Raw genomic sequence first — 15393 nt, forward strand, 5'->3', positions numbered from 1 at the left:
CGTTTTTTAGTTGCTATGTCCGCTTTTTCGACCTGGCACAGCATCGCAGCCGCACGATGGGCAGCAGATGAAGCAAATGTGAGGGAACCTTCATCCGCGTTGATCCGAAATCACCACCGCCGAATTCGACGACGCCCCCTCGCAACGGCTGATCCCGACCTAATCGAGTGACGCCGCCATTCCTCGCCATTCCAGCGCGCAGCCGGGCGTTGGTCGTACCCTGTGGCGCGCAGCGCAGATCAACGTCGAAGGCGAGCTGGGATGACCCGCATTCAAGGATTGCGTCTGATTCGGGCCGACGTGCTGGGATTGGCACTGGCGTCGGTGGCCATCCTGCTCGGGGTCTTCGGGACCACCGGCGCTGCCGCGAAGGAATCGAGCACCGCGATGCGCGGGGTGTGGATCGCGAGCGTGGACAACACCGACTGGCCGAGCGAGCCGGGGCTTTCCGCCGCGCAGCAACAGGACGAGTACCGCAGGCTGCTCGACCAGGCCGTCGCGAACAAGCTCAACGCCGTGTTCGTCCAGGTGCGACCGACCGCTGACGCGTTCTGGCCGTCGCCGTACGAACCGTGGTCGCACTGGTTGACCGGGCAGCAGGGCCGCGATCCCGGCTACGACCCGCTGCGGTTCCTGGTCGACGAGGCGCACAAGCGCGGCCTGCAGTTCCACGCCTGGTTCAACCCGTACCGGATCAGCATGCACGACGATCCGCAGGCGCTCGTGCCGGAGCACCCCGCGCGGCAGCATCCGGAGTGGACTTTCTCCTACGGCGGCAAGCTGTACTACAACCCAGGCGTGCCGCAGGCTCGCGAGTTCGTTGTCAAAGCGATCATGCACGCGGTCGAGAACTACCCCGTCGACGGTGTGCACCTGGACGACTACTTCTACCCGTATCCGGTCGAGGGCCAGCAGATCCCGGACCAGCGGACCTTCGCCGAGCACGGCAAGGAGTTCAGCAACATCGACGACTGGCGACGGGACAACGTGAACCGACTGGTGTCCGAACTGGACACCCGCGTGCACCAGGCGAGGCCGGGCGCGCAGTTCGGCGTCAGTCCGTTCGGCATCTGGCGCAACGCCGCCAGCGACCCGGCGGGCTCGGACACCAGTGGACTGGAGTCGTACTCGGCGATCTACGCCGACACCCGCAAGTGGGTGCGCCAGGGCTGGGTCGACTACATCGCCCCGCAGGTCTACTGGCAGCTCGGCCACCCGGCCGCCGACTACGCGGCGCTGGTCCCGTGGTGGTCCGAGACGGTGGCTGGCACCGGCGTGGACCTCTACATCGGCCAGGGCGCCTACCGGGTCGGCGGCGAGGGCTGGACGGACCCCGGCGAACTCTCCGCGCACCTGACCTTCAACGGCAAGCACCGCGGCGTCAAGGGCGACATCTACTTCAGCGCCAAGTCCCTGACCACGAACGCAGCGGAAGCCATGACCCGCGTGGTCCAGGAGCACTACGCGGACTACTGACCCAGCACCGATGCGCCCGACGGGCTCCGTTCGGGTGAAGCGTGAGGGGCACCCTTCACCAAGTAACTTGGTGAAGGGTGCCCCTCACCTCGGTCTCAGCTCGTGGGGGCGTCGCGGTAGATCTGGAGGCGCAGTTCTCGGGCCTTGGTCATGTGGTCGCGGGCTAGGTCTTGGGCGCGGTCCACGTCGCGTTGTTCGATCGCGTCGATGAGGGCGTGGTGTTCGCCAAGGGCTTCTGACCAGCGGCCGGGGATCTTCAGGGTGGTGGCCGGGTAGCGGGTCAGGTGGTTGTTCAGGCGGGTCAGCAGGTCGACGATGGTGCCGTTGTGGCTGGCCAGCCAGATCGCCTCGTGCACCGCTCGGTTGGCCGCCGCCATCGCTGGCGGGTCATCGGTGGGGGTGGCGTCCATGGCCGCCTGCGCGCGGCGGATGCGGATCAGGTCGAAGTCGGTGTACCGCTGGGCAGCGGCGGCCGCCGCGGTGGCTTCCAGGGAGATCCGGACCTCGTAGATCTCCAGGATCTCCTCCGGGCTGCGGGTGCGGACGCGCATGCCCCGGTCGCCGCGCTCCACCAGCCCGTCCTGCTCCAGGCGGCGCAGCGCCTCGCGCACCGGCGTGCGGCTGGTGCCGTACCTGTCGGCCAGGACCAGCTCCACCAGTTGCGCCCCGGTCTCGAACGTTCCGTCGACGATCTCACCGCGCAGCCGTTCGTACACTTCGGACAGCGCCACTCTCCCCCAATCCGGACTAACCAACGCCCGGCCAAGCATACCTCGGTATGCACTGCGCCCGGCTCGCTGGAAACCGTTGCGGTACCTGGAATTCCTCAGCTGCCGCGGACCGGCGCGCCCGCACTCGCACCGGCCAACCGGCCGAACACGGCACCCGAGGTCAACCCGCTGCCACCGGGGTAGTTCCCGGAGAACAGCCCGCCGACCAGCTCACCTGCGGCGTACAGCCCGTCGATCGGCTTGCCGTCGGTGTCCAGGACCTGGGCGGATTCGTCCACCCGCAGGCCGCCGAAGGTGAACGTGATCCCGCAGCCCACCGCGTATCCGTAGTACGGCGCGGTGTCCAACGCCTGCGCCCAGTTCGACTTCGGCGGGCTGACCCGAGCAGCGCGGCCGTCCTTGACCGCCGGGTCGAACGGATTGTCCACAATAGACTCGTTGAACTCGGACACGGTGCGCCGCAGACCCTCGACGTCGATGCCGAGCCGCTCGGCGAGCTCGGGCAGCGAATCGGCCCGCGCACCGGCGATCGGCCGCGAGTCGTACTCCTCCTTGCGCAGCAGCGGGCGGGTCTTGGCGTCGAACAGCTGGAACGCACGTCCGCCCGGCTGGCGCAGGATGTCCTGCCCGTACTTGGCGTAGGTGTAGTTGCGGAAGTCCGCGCCCTCGTCGACGAATCGCTCGCCGTCCGCGTTGACCACGATGCCGATCGGGTAGCTCTGCCGGGTCAGCTGGTTGGTCAGCTCCCGGTTGCCGCCGGTCGGGCTCGCCTCGGCATCCCAGGCCACGCTGTGGCAGGAACCCCAGTCGCCGTGCGGGGCGGCACCAGCGGCCAGCGCCAGGTCGAGCACGTCTCCGGTGTTGGTGGGCGTGCCGCGGACCAGCGCCCGGTCCCAGCCCTCGCCGAGGTGCTTCGCGCGGCGCTTCGGATCGGCCTCGAAACCACCGGCCGAAAGCACCACCGCACCAGCCTGGATCCGATGCTCAGCACCCGCAGCGTCGCGGTAGGTGACGCCGCGATCGGAAAGGTGCAGCTCGGTGACCTCCGCGCCGTAGCGGATCTCCACTCCTTCGCGCAGCGCGGCCTCGGTGTGCCGGGCGATGAGGCCCTTGCCTCCGTCGACGGTGCCGACGAACAAGCCGCCGGAGAACACCCACTTGCCGCCCGAGAGGTACGCCTGGCGCTCGTACAGCAGCCGCCACCTGATGCCCTTGCCCGCCAGCCACCGGACGGTGTCGGTGGACCGGGAGACCAGCACCTTGGTCAGCGCCGGGTCGCACCTGCCGCCGGTGATCCGCCGCATGTCGTCCTCGAAGGCGCTCTCCGGGTACGCGGGCACCACGGAGTCCGCGTAGCGCTCATCGGGTTCGAGCAGATCGGCGACGTCGTCGATGCTGTCGAAGGCGAACCGGAACGCTCCTGCGGTGTAGAACGAGTTGCCACCGGCGGCCTCGGCAGACGCCTTCTCCAGCAGCAGCACCCTCGCGCCCTGCTCGACGGCCGAGTGCGCGGCGGAGAACCCGGCGTTGCCGCCACCGACCACCACCACGTCGAACTGCTCGGTCATCCTGTTCCTCCCTGGGGTTCTGCCATCGGTCGACCGGTCCAGCGCTCCCAGAGCGTGGCGATCGAGGCGTAGTCGAGTCGGCCGAGGCCTTCGGCGACGCCGATTTCGTAGACGGTGTGCGCGCCCTGGGTCGCGAACAGCGGCACGCCGGTTTCCTGGGCCAAGGCCAGCGCCAGGGTGGAGTCCTTGCGGGCGGCCTCGGTGGGCATGCCACCGTCGTACTCGCCGCGCAGGATCCGCTCCGCGAAGCGGTGCGTCAGCGGGCGGGTCAGCCCGGCCTCCGGGCCGGACAGCAGCGCCGCCAGCGCGGAACCGGAGACCGCGGAGGCCGCGGCGAGCGCCCCGGCCTCGGCGAGCACCACCATCACCGCGTGCGCCACCGCGTTGTTGATCACCTTGGCCGCCATGCCGCTACCGACCGGACCGAAGCGCGTGGTGGTGGCGCTGATCGCCGTGAGCACCGTGGACACCTTGTCCACATCGGACTCCGCGCCGCCGACCAGCAACGTCGCCGTACCACCGGCCATCCGCGCGACACCGGAGAGGATCGCGGCGTCCACCACGCCGACGCCGTGCGCCGCGCAGATCTGCTGCTCCTCGGCCATGTCGGACGGGTTGACGGTGCTGGTCTCCACGATCACGCTGCCCGCCCGCAGTCGGGGCGCGAGCTCGCCGATCACCTGCCGCGAAATCTTCGGAGCGGGCAGCGAAAGCACCACGATCTCGGATTCCGCCAGCTCGCCCACTTCCCCGGCGGCGGTGACCTGCGCAGTCCTGGTAGCTCGCGCGACCCGTTCAGGATCGACGTCGAAGACGCGCAGCGGGCCGCGCGCGGCGAGGCGGTCGGCTATCGCGCCACCCATGTTCCCCAGGCCGCACAGCGAAACAGTGCCGCTCACCGGCGTTCTCCTTTCCGGTTCAGAGGCGGATCGAGAAGGGGTCAGGGGTCTGTCCGGTCAGGTCGACCATCACGTTCTTGGTGTTCAGGTACTCGTGCAGCGCTTCTTCGCCGCGCTCGCGGCCGTACCCGGATTTGCGGGTGCCGCCGAAGGGTGCCTGCGCGGCACTGGCCCGGTAGGTGTTCACCCAGACCGTGCCCGCGACCAGGCACTTGGCGACGCGGTGCGCGCGGGTGAGGTCGTTGGTCCAGATCCCAGAAGCCAGGCCGAAGTCGCTGTCGTTGGCGATCTGGACTGCTTCGTCGTCGGTGGCGAACGGGATCGCGCTGAGCACCGGGCCGAAGATCTCTTCGCGGGCCAGCGTCGAGGTGTTGGCGACATCGGCGAACACGGTGGGTCGCACGAAAAGGCCCTCGCCCAGCGCCGGATCGACCGGTTCGGCGCCGACCACGGCGCGCGCGCCGGACTCGATTCCCGCGTCGATGGCGCGCTGGATGCGGTCGCGCTGCGGCTGGTTGGCGACCGGGCCCAGCTGGGTCTGCGGCTGCATCGGGTCGCCGAGGCGGATCTCCGCGGCCCGTGCCGCCACTGCCTGGACCACCTGCTCGTACACCGATTCCTGCACCAGCAGCCGACTACCGGCGATGCAGGTCTGGCCTCCTGCGGCGAAGATCCCGGCGACAGCGCCGGTGACCGCTCGGTCCAGGTCGGCGTCGGCGAAGACGATGTTCGGCGACTTGCCACCGAGCTCCAGCGTGACCGGCACCAGGTTCTGCGCGGCGGAGGTGGCGATCGCCTTGCCGGTCGGCACGCTGCCGGTGAAGCTGATCCGGTCCAGGCCGGGGTGCTCGGACAACGCGATGCCGGTTCGCGGGCCACCGGTCACGATGTTGATCACGCCGGGCGGGAAACCCGCCTCCTCGACCAGATCGGCCATCCGCAGCGTGGTCGCCGAGGCGTGCTCGGAGGGCTTGATGACCACGCAGCACCCGGCGGCCAGCGCGGGGGCGAGCTTGTTCGCGAGCAGTTGCATCGGGGAGTTCCACGCGGTGATCAGCGCCGCGACGCCGACCGGTTCGGCCACCGTGTAGTCCAGCGTGTCCGGGTTGTCCAGCGGAATGGTGCGCCCGTAGAGCTTGTCGGCGTAGCCAGCGAAGAACCGGTAGTTGCGGGCGGCGAAGTGCGCCTGACTGGTGGTTTCGCGCAGCAGCTTGCCGTTGTCGGTGGATTCCAGCCGCCCGAGTTCGTCGGCGTGCTCCGCCACGAGCCCGGCCAGCCGGTTCATCAGCTCGGCGCGGCGAACTCCGGGAGTGGTCGACCAGCCGCCTTCGAAGGCGGCACGCGCTGCTGCGACCGCGGTGTCGACGTCCTCCGGCCCGGCGTCCGGGATGGTGGCGAACTCGGTCGCCGTGTAGGGGTTGATCGCGGCCAGCTCGTGCCCGGTGGACGCCTTCACCCGCTGCCCGCCGATGAGCATCCGGTAGCCCACTCCGGTACACCACTGCATACACAAGTATGCGCACGGCGTCACGCGGCGCGTCAAGGCCGGGCTGCCCGGTGGACCCGGTCGGATCAGTGCGCTGGAGACCGGTGCTCAGGTGAGTTCGGCGAAGTACTGGACCTGGTCGGTACTGCCCGCGACGATCAGGATGTCGCCCTGGCGGACCACCGTTTCCGCTGTCGCGTAGGTGAAATCCTGGCCGGGCCGCTTGATGCCGACGACCGTGACGCCGTACTTCGAGCGCAGTTTCGTCTCGCCGAGCGTGCGGTCCACCGCCTCGGCGGGCGCATGGGTCTTGGCCAGCGCGTAGTGCGCTTCCAGCTCGATGTAGTCGAGCATCCGGCCGATGACCAGGTGCGCCACCCGCTCCCCCATCTCGTGCTCGGGCAGCACGACGTGGCGCGCGCCGACGCGCTCCAGGATGCGGCCGTGCTGGCGGCTGGTCGCCTTGGCCCAGATGTCCGGGACGCCGAAGTCCACCAGCAGCGAGGTGGTCAGGATGCTGGCCTCCAAGTCGTCGCCGATGGCCACCACGGCGACTCGGAACTGGTCCACGCCGAGTTGCCGCAACGTCTCCGGGTCCGTGGTGTCGGCGACCGCGGTGTGCGTGAGTTCGTCCGCATGGCGTTGCACCACAACGGGATCCGAGTCGATGCCGAGCACTTCGCAACCGTCGCGGATCAACTCACCGGCCAACGAGCTGCCGAACCGGCCAAGCCCGATGACCACGATCTGGTTCTCGCGCTTCCTAGCCAACGATGGGTCGCTCCTCCGGCAGTTCGTAACGGCGGACGCGTTCGCGCAGCGCGAGCGCGGTGCCGAGGGTGATGGGTCCGACCCGCCCGACGAGCATCAGCACGATCAGCACCACCTGCCCGAGCGGCGGCAGCGCGGCGGTGATCCCGGTGGTCAGCCCAACGCTGCCGAACGCCGAGATGACCTCGAACAACACCTGGTCGAGGTCGAACGGGCTGATCGCCAGCAAGATCAGGGTGCAGCCGACCACCAGCGCGACGCCGACCAGCGCGACGGTCAACGCCTGCCGCTGCACACCGCCCGACAACCTGCGGCCCATCACGTGCACGGTCGGCTCGCCGCGGATCTCGGCGTAGAGCACGAAGGCCAGCAGCGCGAACGTGGTGACCTTGATGCCGCCCGCGGTTCCGGCACTGCCGCCGCCGATGAACATCAGGACGTCCTGCACCAGCAGGGTGGCCGGATACATGCTCGCGATGTCGACGTTGTTGAACCCCGCGGTCCGGGGCGTCACCCCGGCGAAGAACCCGGCCAACACCTTGCCCGGCGCGCTGAACGGCCCCAGGGTGCCGGGGTTGTTCCACTCGGCCGCGGTGATGACGGCGGCGCCGACGACGAACAGCAGACCGCTGCCCCAAACGGTGATCTTGGTGTGCAGCGTCCACCGTCCGGGCTTGCGGAAGCGGCGGCCCAACTCCAAGAGCACCGGGAACCCCAACCCGCCCGCGATCGAGGCGAACGCGATCGGCAGGCTGATCCACGGGTCGGTCGCGAAGTCGATGAGATTGCGCGGGTACAGCGAGATACCGGCGTTGTTGAACGCCGAGATCGAGTGGAAGACGCCCTCGTAAACCGCGCGGCCGACGGATCGCTGGTAGCCCACCACCAGCCGGATGCTCAGCGCGACCGCGACGATCAGCTCGAAGAACGCGCTCAGCAGCACGATCCGACCGAGCAGCCGCCGGACGTCACCGAGCCCCAGCGCCTTGGTCTCCGCCTGCGCGGTCAACTGCATCCGCAGCCGGAACCGACGCACCACGAGCAGGCCCAGCAGCGACGCCAGCGTCATGATCCCCAGACCACCAGCCTGGATCAGCAGCATGACGACCACTTCACCGACGATCGAGAAGTGCGTCGAAGTGTCCACGATGACCAGCGCGCCGCTCATCGCCCCGGTCGCGGTGAACAGCGCGATCAGCAGACTCGTCGGCCGACCCGATTCGGCGGACACCGGAAGCATCAGCAGACCGGCTCCGAACGCGGTGATGCCCAGGAACCCCAGCACGATGGGAACGGCGGGGCGATGCCACAGCCGGGCGAACCTCGCGGTGCACGAGGCACCGCTGGTCGACCTGCTACCGCTTCCCGCCCGCACGAGTGCACCGTACGTCGCTGCGCGCGGGTTGCCCGGTAGGCACTACGGCTCGGTGATCACCACGATGCCGTCGCGGTCGGAGACCACGTACTCGCCGGGGACGAACCGGATGCCGCCGAGTTCGATCACCTCGCCGACGGCGCCTGCGCCGGTCTTGGTGCTTTTGCGCGGGTTGGTGCCCAGCGCCTTGACGCCGAAGTCCATGTCGGCCAGCAGGGCCGAATCGCGCACCGCGCCGTTGATGATGACCCCGCTCCACCCGTTCGAGCGGCCGATCTCGGCGATCACGTCGCCGATCAGCGCGGTGTGCAGCGAGCCGCGACCGTCGACGACCAGCACCTGCCCGTCGCCCGGTTCGGAGAGCACGTCCTTGAGCAGCGCGTTGTCCTGGAAGCAGGTGACCGTGCGGATCCGGCCCTCGAAAGCCGCACGGCCGCCGAAGTTGCGGAACTGCACGTCGCAACTGCGCACCTGCGCGCCTTCCCGATCCGCGAGATCAGCCGTCGCCAAAGTCATGATTCCTCCCGATCGCCGCCACGTGAACGGCGAGCGTATCCACCGGCGGCCCACGCCCGGCACGGCACGCGATCAACACCACACCCACCGCGGGTTCACCCGACACGGGCGAGGTGAAGGGCACCTTTGACCGAGTAAGCCGTCAAAGGTGCCCTTCACTCGTCACGCGAGCTCGTTCGAGGAGGAGGGTTCGTTCTCGGGTGTTGTCCGTCAGGGACGCCGCTCGCTCGAACTCCGCGCGGGCCTCGTCGTGTCGGCCCAGTTTGACGAGTAGGTCACCGCGGACGCTGGGTAGCAGGTGGTAGTTCCGCAACGCCGGTTCCGCCACGAGTTGGTCGACGAGGCCCAAGCCGTGCTCCGGGCCGAACGCCATCGACACCGCCACCGCGCGGTTGAGCTCCACCACCGGCGACTGCGACATGTCCGCCAACACCTCGTAGAGCGCCGCGATGCGCGCCCAGTCGGTCGCCTCAGGTGTCCGCGCCCGCGCGTGGCAGGCGGCGATCGCAGCTTGCAGGGTGTACGGACCGGGCGTGGCGCTGAGCTGCTCAGCTCGCGCCAGCGCCGCCAGTCCGCGTCTGATCAACAGCTGGTCCCACCGGGTGCGGTCCTGCTCCAGCAGCAGCACCGGCTCGCCCGAAGGTCCGGTCCGGGCGGCGGTGCGGGACGCCTGGATCTCCAGCAGTGCCACCAGCCCTTGCGCCTCGGGTTCGGCCGGGAGCAACCCGGCGACGATGCGCCCAAGCCGCAGCGCGTCCTCGCACAGTTCGGTCCGCATCCAATCGTCGCCAGCCGTGGCCGCGTAGCCCTCGTTGAACACGAGGTAGACGACCTCCAGCACCGACGGCAGCCGCGCCGCGAGCTCCGCGCCGCTCGGTGCCTCGAACGGAATCTGCTTGCGGGCCAACGTCTTCTTGGCCCGCACGATGCGCTGGGCGATGGTGGGCTCCGGCACCAGGAAGGCACGGGCGATCTCGGCGGTCGTCAGACCGCACAGCACGCGCAGGGCCAGCGCCACCCGCGCCTCGGTGGACAGCACCGGGTGGCACGCCGTGAACACCAGGCGCAGCAGGTCGTCGCCGAAGTCCGGACCGTCGTCGACCTCGATCTCGACGTGCTGGCGGTGTTCTAGCTCGCGGCCGAGTTCGTCCTGCTTGCGCTCCAGGCGTTGGTTGCGGCGCAGCTGGTCGATCGCGCGGTGCTTGGCGGTGGACATCAACCAGGCGCCCGGATTCGGGGGCACTCCGGTCTCCGGCCACTTCTCCAGGGCGATGACCAACGCGTCCTGCGCGAGCTCCTCGGCCAGACCGACGTCCTGCACGATGCGCGCCAACCCGGCGATGAGCCGAGCCGCCTCGATCCGCCAGACAGCCTCTATGGCGCGGTGGGTTTCAACAACCGTCACCGCGCCATCTCAGCGCGCCGCGCCCCCGGCGGCAATCGATTCAGCCGATTCCGCCGTATCCGCGGACCTCCTCCGCCAGTCGCCGCTCGCGCTCGGCGTCCTCCGGGGCGATCACGTCGGCGAAGTCCTCGGCGTCGAAGAGCTGCCGCACCTCGACCGGCTCCGGGCACCGCTTGGCCCATTCGACCATCTCCTCGCGGGACCGGACCTGCAGCAGCCAGAACCCGGCGATCAGCTCCTTGGTCTCGGCGAACGGCCCGTCCACCACGGTGCGCCCGCCACCCGTGCCGATCTCGGTGCGGAACCCCTTGGAGCTGGGGTGCAGCCCTTCACCGGCCAGCAGCACCCCGGCATTGACCAGTTCCTCGTTGTAGTCGGTCATCTCCTTGATGGCCGCTTCGCTGGGCATCACACCGGCTTCGCTGTCGGCATTGGCCTTGACCATCATCAGGAATCGCATCGCGGGTCACTCCCTCGTCCGTTTCGCCCGGTCCCTCCGGGCGCTCACCAACGCATCGAACGAGCACCCCGGAAATCGACACATCCGCCAATTTTCTTTCGCAAACACCTGCGTCCCGCCCGGGAAGCGGTCGCGCGGCCCCATCGAGGCCGGGCGCGAGGTGGGCGATTTCGCGCGAAATCAGCACCACTGACCGCGCCGAGGCCGAGGACGGCGCCTCAACCGAGCAGATGCCGGGAGGTGAGCTCGTTGAACAGCCGCGGGTTCTCCATGTTCACCATGTGCCCGTACCCGGCGATCTCGACGAGTTCGGCATTGGGCATCCGCCGCGCCGCTTCCCCGGCGATCCGGTGCAGGTCGGACAGCTCCAGCTCGCCGACCACCAGCAGGGTCGGCGCAGTGATCTTCTCCAACTGCGCCCGGACGTCGCGCTCCAGCATCTTCCCGGCCGCCGCGTGGTGCTTGGCGACGGTCGCCAGGGCCATCTCCCGGCAGCGGGCCCGGATCTCCGGATCCACCTCGTCCGGCCGCCGGTGCGGACCGTCCACCCCGAACCGCAGGAATGCTTCGACGTACCGGTCCGCGTCCTTCGCCTCGATGGCTTCGGCCTGTTCCCGGTGGCGGGCCAGCAGGAACGGATCGCGGAACTCCACCGGCGGGATGCCGGGGCCGCTGAGCACCATGCGGTGCACCCGCTCGGGATACCGCAGCGCGAAGGCCGAAGCGGTGGCACCGCCCATCGAATTGCCCAGCAGACAGGCCGATCCGACCGCGAAGAAGTCCAGCAGCTCCCGCAGGTCCTCCTCGGGGCGGTAGTCGACCATCCCCGTGCTGGAGCGCCCCTGCGAGCGCGCGTCGTAGCGGATCACCGTGTGGTCCGAGGCGAGTTCGAGCTGCTCGTCCCACATCCCGGCGCCCAGCAACCCGGCGTGCAGCATGACCAGCGGCGGACCGGAACCGGCCACCTCGGCGTACAGCTCGCCGTCCGGCACCGGAACTCTCACCGACTCAACAACACTCATGACAACCAAAGTGTCATAATGACACTGTGGTTGACAACTCCGATCGTCCGCTGTCGCCCGACGAACTCGGCCCACGGCTGGCCGAGATCTACACGGTCATCGGCCCGCTCTACCGCCGAGTGGCCCGTGTGGTCGAGCGCGACAGCCCCCGCAACGGGCTTTCCGTCGGCGTGCGCGCCGTCCTCGAACGGCTGGAACTGTCCGGAACCGCCGAAACCGTGCCGCAGATCGCGCGAACCCTGGAACTGAGCCGACAGTTCGTGCAGCGCATGGTCAACGACGCGTTGGAGCAGGGATTCGTCACGCTGCGGCCGAACCCCGCGCACCGCCGCTCGGCGCTGGTGGAACTCACCGGGCCGGGATACGCCGCCATCCGTGCGGTCCAAGCCGCCGAGCACGAGGCGATGGGCCACGTCGGTGGCGACCTCACCGCAGTCGATGTTGCGACGACCCTGCGAGTGCTCCGCGAGATGCTCGCCGCAGTGCACGACATCGACGTCGACTGACCCGGACAGCAACAGGGCCGGGCAGGCGATCCATCGCCCACCCGGCCCTGTTGTCGATCAGCGTCCCTTGCGTTCCCGGAGCTTGGTCAACGCCTCTTCCAGGATGGCCATCCCGTCAGCGTCGCTGCGCCGCTCCTTCACGTACGCCAGGTGGCTCTTGTACGGCTCGTTGCGCCGCGCCTCCGGCGGATTCTCCTGGTCCAGGCCCGCCGGTAGTCCGCACCGCGGGCAGTCCCATTCCTCCGGCACCTCGGCGTCCATCGCGAACGACGGTCGACTGTGGTGCCCGTTGACGCACCAGTAGTCAACCCGCTTTCGCGGTGCGGCTTCCCCCCGTTCCGACTCGCCTACCGTGGGGCCCGAGCCCACACGAGTGCCGCGAATGGCGTTGCCACCAGTCATCCATCCTCACCCACCAAGCGGCCCGGGTCGTCGACCGGTTGGGTGCCCGGTCGATCAACCGATCTTGATCAACAAGCCGACTCCGATGATGGAGATGACCCACAACGCCATGACGAACAACGTCATCCGGTCGAGGTTCTTCTCCGCCACGCTGGAACCGGCCAGGTTTGACTGCACACCGCCGCCGAACAGCGAGGAGAGTCCGCCGCCCTTGGCCCGGTGCAACAGCACCAGCAGCACCAGCAGCACACTCGTCACGATCAACATGATCTGCAGGAAAAGAGTCATCACGTCCTCGTTCGCACAGCGGTTCGCAACCAAGCGTACCGGGCCGCGAACAGCGAGTTGACCACTGTCCACCCGTTTGCCAAAACGGTCTCACAACCCGCACGGCGGCCCAGCAGCCGGGGCCACCCCGGTCGGGTGGCGGGTGAGGGGCACCCGTGACCCAGTTACTTGGTCACGGGTGCCCCTCACCTCGACAGGATCGTCACGGCAGGGGGCCGCCCGCGGCCATCGCGGAGAGCTTGGTGAACTCGTCGCCGTTGAGGCTGGCGCCGCCGACCAGGGCACCGTCCACGTCCGGCTGGCCGACCAGCTCGCCGATGTTGCTCGACTTCACCGAGCCGCCGTAGAGCACCCGCACCTCGTCGGCGATCTCCTTGCCGTACTTCTCCGCCAACGCCACCCGCAGCGCCCCGCAGACCTCCTGCGCGTCCGCGGCGGTGGCGACCTTTCCGGTGCCGATCGCCCACACCGGCTCGTAGGCCACCACGACCTGGCGCACCTGCTCGGCCTTCAGGCCCTTGAGCCCGTTGATCAGCTGGGTGGTGCAGTGCTCGACGTGGTCATTGGCATCGCGCACGTGGAGCTTCTCGCCGACGCACAGGATCGGCGACATGCCGTGCTTGAGCACGGCCCGCACCTTCTTGTTGACCAGCTCGTCGGTCTCCGCGTGGTACTCGCGGCGCTCCGAGTGGCCGACGACGACGTAGCTGCAGCCCAGCTTGGCCAGCATCGGCCCGGACACGTCACCGGTGTAGGCCCCGGAATCGTGCTCGGAGATGTCCTGCGCACCGTGCTTGAGCAGCAGCTTGTCGCCGTCGATCAGGGTCTGCACGCTGCGGATGTCGGTGAACGGCGGCAACACCGCCACCTCCACCTTGCTGAAGTACTTCTCCGGCAATGCGAAGGCGATCTTCTGCACCAGGGCGATCGCCTCCAGGTGGTTCAGATTCATCTTCCAGTTGCCAGCGATCAGCGGCTGCCTGGCCATGTTCAGCGCTCACCTTCCAGGACGGCCACTCCGGGCAGGTCCTTGCCTTCCAGGTATTCCAGCGACGCACCGCCACCGGTGGAGATGTGCGAGAAGCCGTCCTCCGGCAGCCCGAGCGTGCGCACCGCGGCGGCCGAGTCGCCGCCGCCGACCACGCTGAACGCGTCGGAGTCCACGATGGCCTGCGCGACACCGCGGGTGCCGTCGGCGAACGCCGGGAACTCGAAAACCCCGGCCGGGCCGTTCCAGAACACCGTGCGGGCCTCGCGGAGGATCCCGGCGAACAACTCGACGCTGCGCGGCCCGATGTCCAGGCCCATCCAGTCGGCCGGGATGGCATCGGCGGCGACGACCCGCCGCTCGGCTTCCGCGGCGAAGCGGTCGGCGACCACCACGTCGACCGGGAGCACCAGCTTGTCGCCGTGCTCGGCCAGCAATTGCTTGGTGGACTCGATCTGGTCCTCCTGCAGCAGCGAGGTACCGACGTTGTGGCCCTGCGCGGCCAGGAACGTGTAGGCCATGCCACCACCGATGAGCAGCTTGTCGACCTTCGGCAGCAGTGCCTGGATGACGCCGAGCTTGTCGGAGACCTTCGAGCCGCCGAGCACCACCGCGTAGGGGCGCTTCGGGTCGCCGGTCAGGGTGCGCAGCACCTCGACTTCGGCGAGCACCAGTCCCCCGGCGTAAGCGGGCAGCCGCTTGGCGACGTCGTAGACCGACGCCTGCTTGCGGTGCACCACGCCGAAACCGTCGGAGACGAACGCCGCGTCCGGACCGACCAGCGCGGCCAGCTCGTCGGCCAGCGCGCCGCGCTCGGCGTCGTCCTTGCTGGTCTCGCGGGCATCGAAGCGGACGTTCTCCAGCAGCGCGACCGAACCGTCGGTCAGCCCGGCGACCACCGACTTCGCCGAGTCGCCGACGAGGTCTGCGGCCAGCGCGACGTCGGCACCGAGCAGCTCGCCCAGCCGACCTGCTACCGGGGCCAACGAGAACTTGGGGTCCGGCTCGCCCTTGGGCCGCCCGAGGTGCGCGGTGACCACCACGCGGGCACCGGCGTCGCTCAACTTCCGGATGGTCGGCAGGGAAGCGCGCACCCGCCCGTCGTCGGTGATCTTCTCGCCGTCCAGCGGCACGTTGAGATCGGCGCGCACCAGGACACGCCGACCCCGAACGCCCTCGGACAGCAGATCGTCAAGGTTCTTCACGGTCCGCTCCTACATGGTTATGGAAAGACCCGCACGAGTTGAGTCGCCGAAGCCGCTCAGCTCGTACGGGTCCCTGCGAGATTGGCTTTTCAAGCGGCGCAGCCGCTTTCCTGCGTAAACCGCCACCGTGACGCTCGACTCGCCATCAGCTTGAGCCGCCGCAAGCGGCGAAGCCGCTTAGCCCACCTACGACACTTGCACCGCCGCGGGTTCTCAGAAGCCTTCTCGCGAGGACAGCCCCGACGCCGCGCATCGGACATACATAAGTCGGGGATCCCGGAGTCGAGAAAGCCTC

The 15393-nt window shown here is 68.9% G+C and carries 16 protein-coding genes; 2 read left to right on the forward strand and 14 right to left on the reverse strand.

The annotated features are described in order from the left end of the window. Positions 1–261: 261 nt before the first annotated feature. On the forward strand, positions 262–1476 hold the full coding sequence (locus MOQ72_RS13980; RefSeq protein ID WP_242183836.1) for a glycoside hydrolase family 10-like protein: 1215 nt from the start codon (positions 262–264) through the stop codon (positions 1474–1476). A 95-nt stretch (positions 1477–1571) separates the two neighbouring features. Here the strand turns inward: MOQ72_RS13980 and MOQ72_RS13985 are convergent, their stop codons facing one another. From MOQ72_RS13985 to MOQ72_RS14030, 10 genes are all read right to left on the reverse strand, one after another. Then, on the reverse strand, positions 1572–2207 hold the full coding sequence (locus tag MOQ72_RS13985; protein ID WP_242183837.1) for a GntR family transcriptional regulator: 636 nt from the start codon (positions 2205–2207) through the stop codon (positions 1572–1574). Positions 2208–2302: 95 nt separating this feature from the next. Then, on the reverse strand, positions 2303–3775 hold the full coding sequence (tcuA, locus tag MOQ72_RS13990) for an FAD-dependent tricarballylate dehydrogenase TcuA (protein ID WP_242183838.1): 1473 nt from the start codon (positions 3773–3775) through the stop codon (positions 2303–2305). Beyond that, the gene (locus tag MOQ72_RS13995) at positions 3772–4674 is read right to left on the reverse strand and encodes an NAD(P)-dependent oxidoreductase (protein ID WP_242183839.1); all 903 of its coding nucleotides are present in this window, start codon (positions 4672–4674) and stop codon (positions 3772–3774) included. Before MOQ72_RS13995 ends, tcuA begins: the two co-directional genes overlap by 4 nt. Positions 4675–4693: 19 nt before the next feature. Next, the gene (locus MOQ72_RS14000) at positions 4694–6163 is read right to left on the reverse strand and encodes an aldehyde dehydrogenase (RefSeq protein WP_242183840.1); all 1470 of its coding nucleotides are present in this window, start codon (positions 6161–6163) and stop codon (positions 4694–4696) included. A gap of 105 nt (positions 6164–6268) precedes the next feature. Next, positions 6269–6931, reverse strand: coding sequence for a potassium channel family protein (locus MOQ72_RS14005; protein WP_242183841.1), 663 nt, complete (start codon positions 6929–6931; stop codon positions 6269–6271). Continuing rightward, a complete protein-coding gene (locus MOQ72_RS14010; RefSeq protein ID WP_372495365.1) occupies positions 6924–8306 on the reverse strand; it encodes a TrkH family potassium uptake protein in 1383 nt (460 codons plus the stop codon). Before MOQ72_RS14010 ends, MOQ72_RS14005 begins: the two co-directional genes overlap by 8 nt. A gap of 42 nt (positions 8307–8348) precedes the next feature. After that, positions 8349–8822: a ribonuclease E activity regulator RraA gene (gene rraA, locus MOQ72_RS14015; RefSeq protein ID WP_242183842.1), complete on the reverse strand. Its 474-nt coding sequence runs from the start codon at positions 8820–8822 to the stop codon at positions 8349–8351. 142 nt (positions 8823–8964) lie between these two features. Then, on the reverse strand, positions 8965–10227 hold the full coding sequence (locus MOQ72_RS14020) for an RNA polymerase sigma factor (RefSeq protein ID WP_242183843.1): 1263 nt from the start codon (positions 10225–10227) through the stop codon (positions 8965–8967). Positions 10228–10267: 40 nt separating this feature from the next. Beyond that, positions 10268–10687 (reverse strand): YciI family protein, encoded by a 420-nt coding sequence (locus tag MOQ72_RS14025; protein ID WP_242183844.1) that lies wholly within the window; start codon positions 10685–10687, stop codon positions 10268–10270. 218 nt (positions 10688–10905) lie between these two features. Further along, positions 10906–11709, reverse strand: coding sequence for an alpha/beta fold hydrolase (locus tag MOQ72_RS14030; RefSeq protein WP_242183845.1), 804 nt, complete (start codon positions 11707–11709; stop codon positions 10906–10908). 26 nt (positions 11710–11735) lie between these two features. On the opposite strand from MOQ72_RS14030, the gene MOQ72_RS14035 reads away from it, so the two are divergent. Further along, a complete protein-coding gene (locus MOQ72_RS14035) occupies positions 11736–12215 on the forward strand; it encodes a MarR family winged helix-turn-helix transcriptional regulator (RefSeq protein ID WP_242183846.1) in 480 nt (159 codons plus the stop codon). 57 nt (positions 12216–12272) lie between these two features. Here MOQ72_RS14035 and MOQ72_RS14040 read toward each other — a convergent pair whose 3' ends face one another. From MOQ72_RS14040 to MOQ72_RS14055, 4 genes are all read right to left on the reverse strand, one after another. Further along, on the reverse strand, positions 12273–12617 hold the full coding sequence (locus MOQ72_RS14040) for an RNA polymerase-binding protein RbpA (protein ID WP_242183847.1): 345 nt from the start codon (positions 12615–12617) through the stop codon (positions 12273–12275). Positions 12618–12671: 54 nt separating this feature from the next. Continuing rightward, positions 12672–12905, reverse strand: a complete 234-nt coding sequence (secG, locus tag MOQ72_RS14045; protein WP_242183848.1) for a preprotein translocase subunit SecG — start codon at positions 12903–12905, stop codon at positions 12672–12674. Positions 12906–13107: 202 nt separating this feature from the next. Then, a complete protein-coding gene (gene tpiA, locus MOQ72_RS14050) occupies positions 13108–13893 on the reverse strand; it encodes a triose-phosphate isomerase (protein ID WP_242183849.1) in 786 nt (261 codons plus the stop codon). A gap of 2 nt (positions 13894–13895) precedes the next feature. After that, positions 13896–15098 (reverse strand): phosphoglycerate kinase, encoded by a 1203-nt coding sequence (locus tag MOQ72_RS14055; protein WP_242183850.1) that lies wholly within the window; start codon positions 15096–15098, stop codon positions 13896–13898. Positions 15099–15393: the final 295 nt, after the last annotated feature.

Source organism: Saccharopolyspora soli, from assembly GCF_022678645.1.
Lineage (GTDB): Bacteria > Actinomycetota > Actinomycetes > Mycobacteriales > Pseudonocardiaceae > Saccharopolyspora > Saccharopolyspora soli.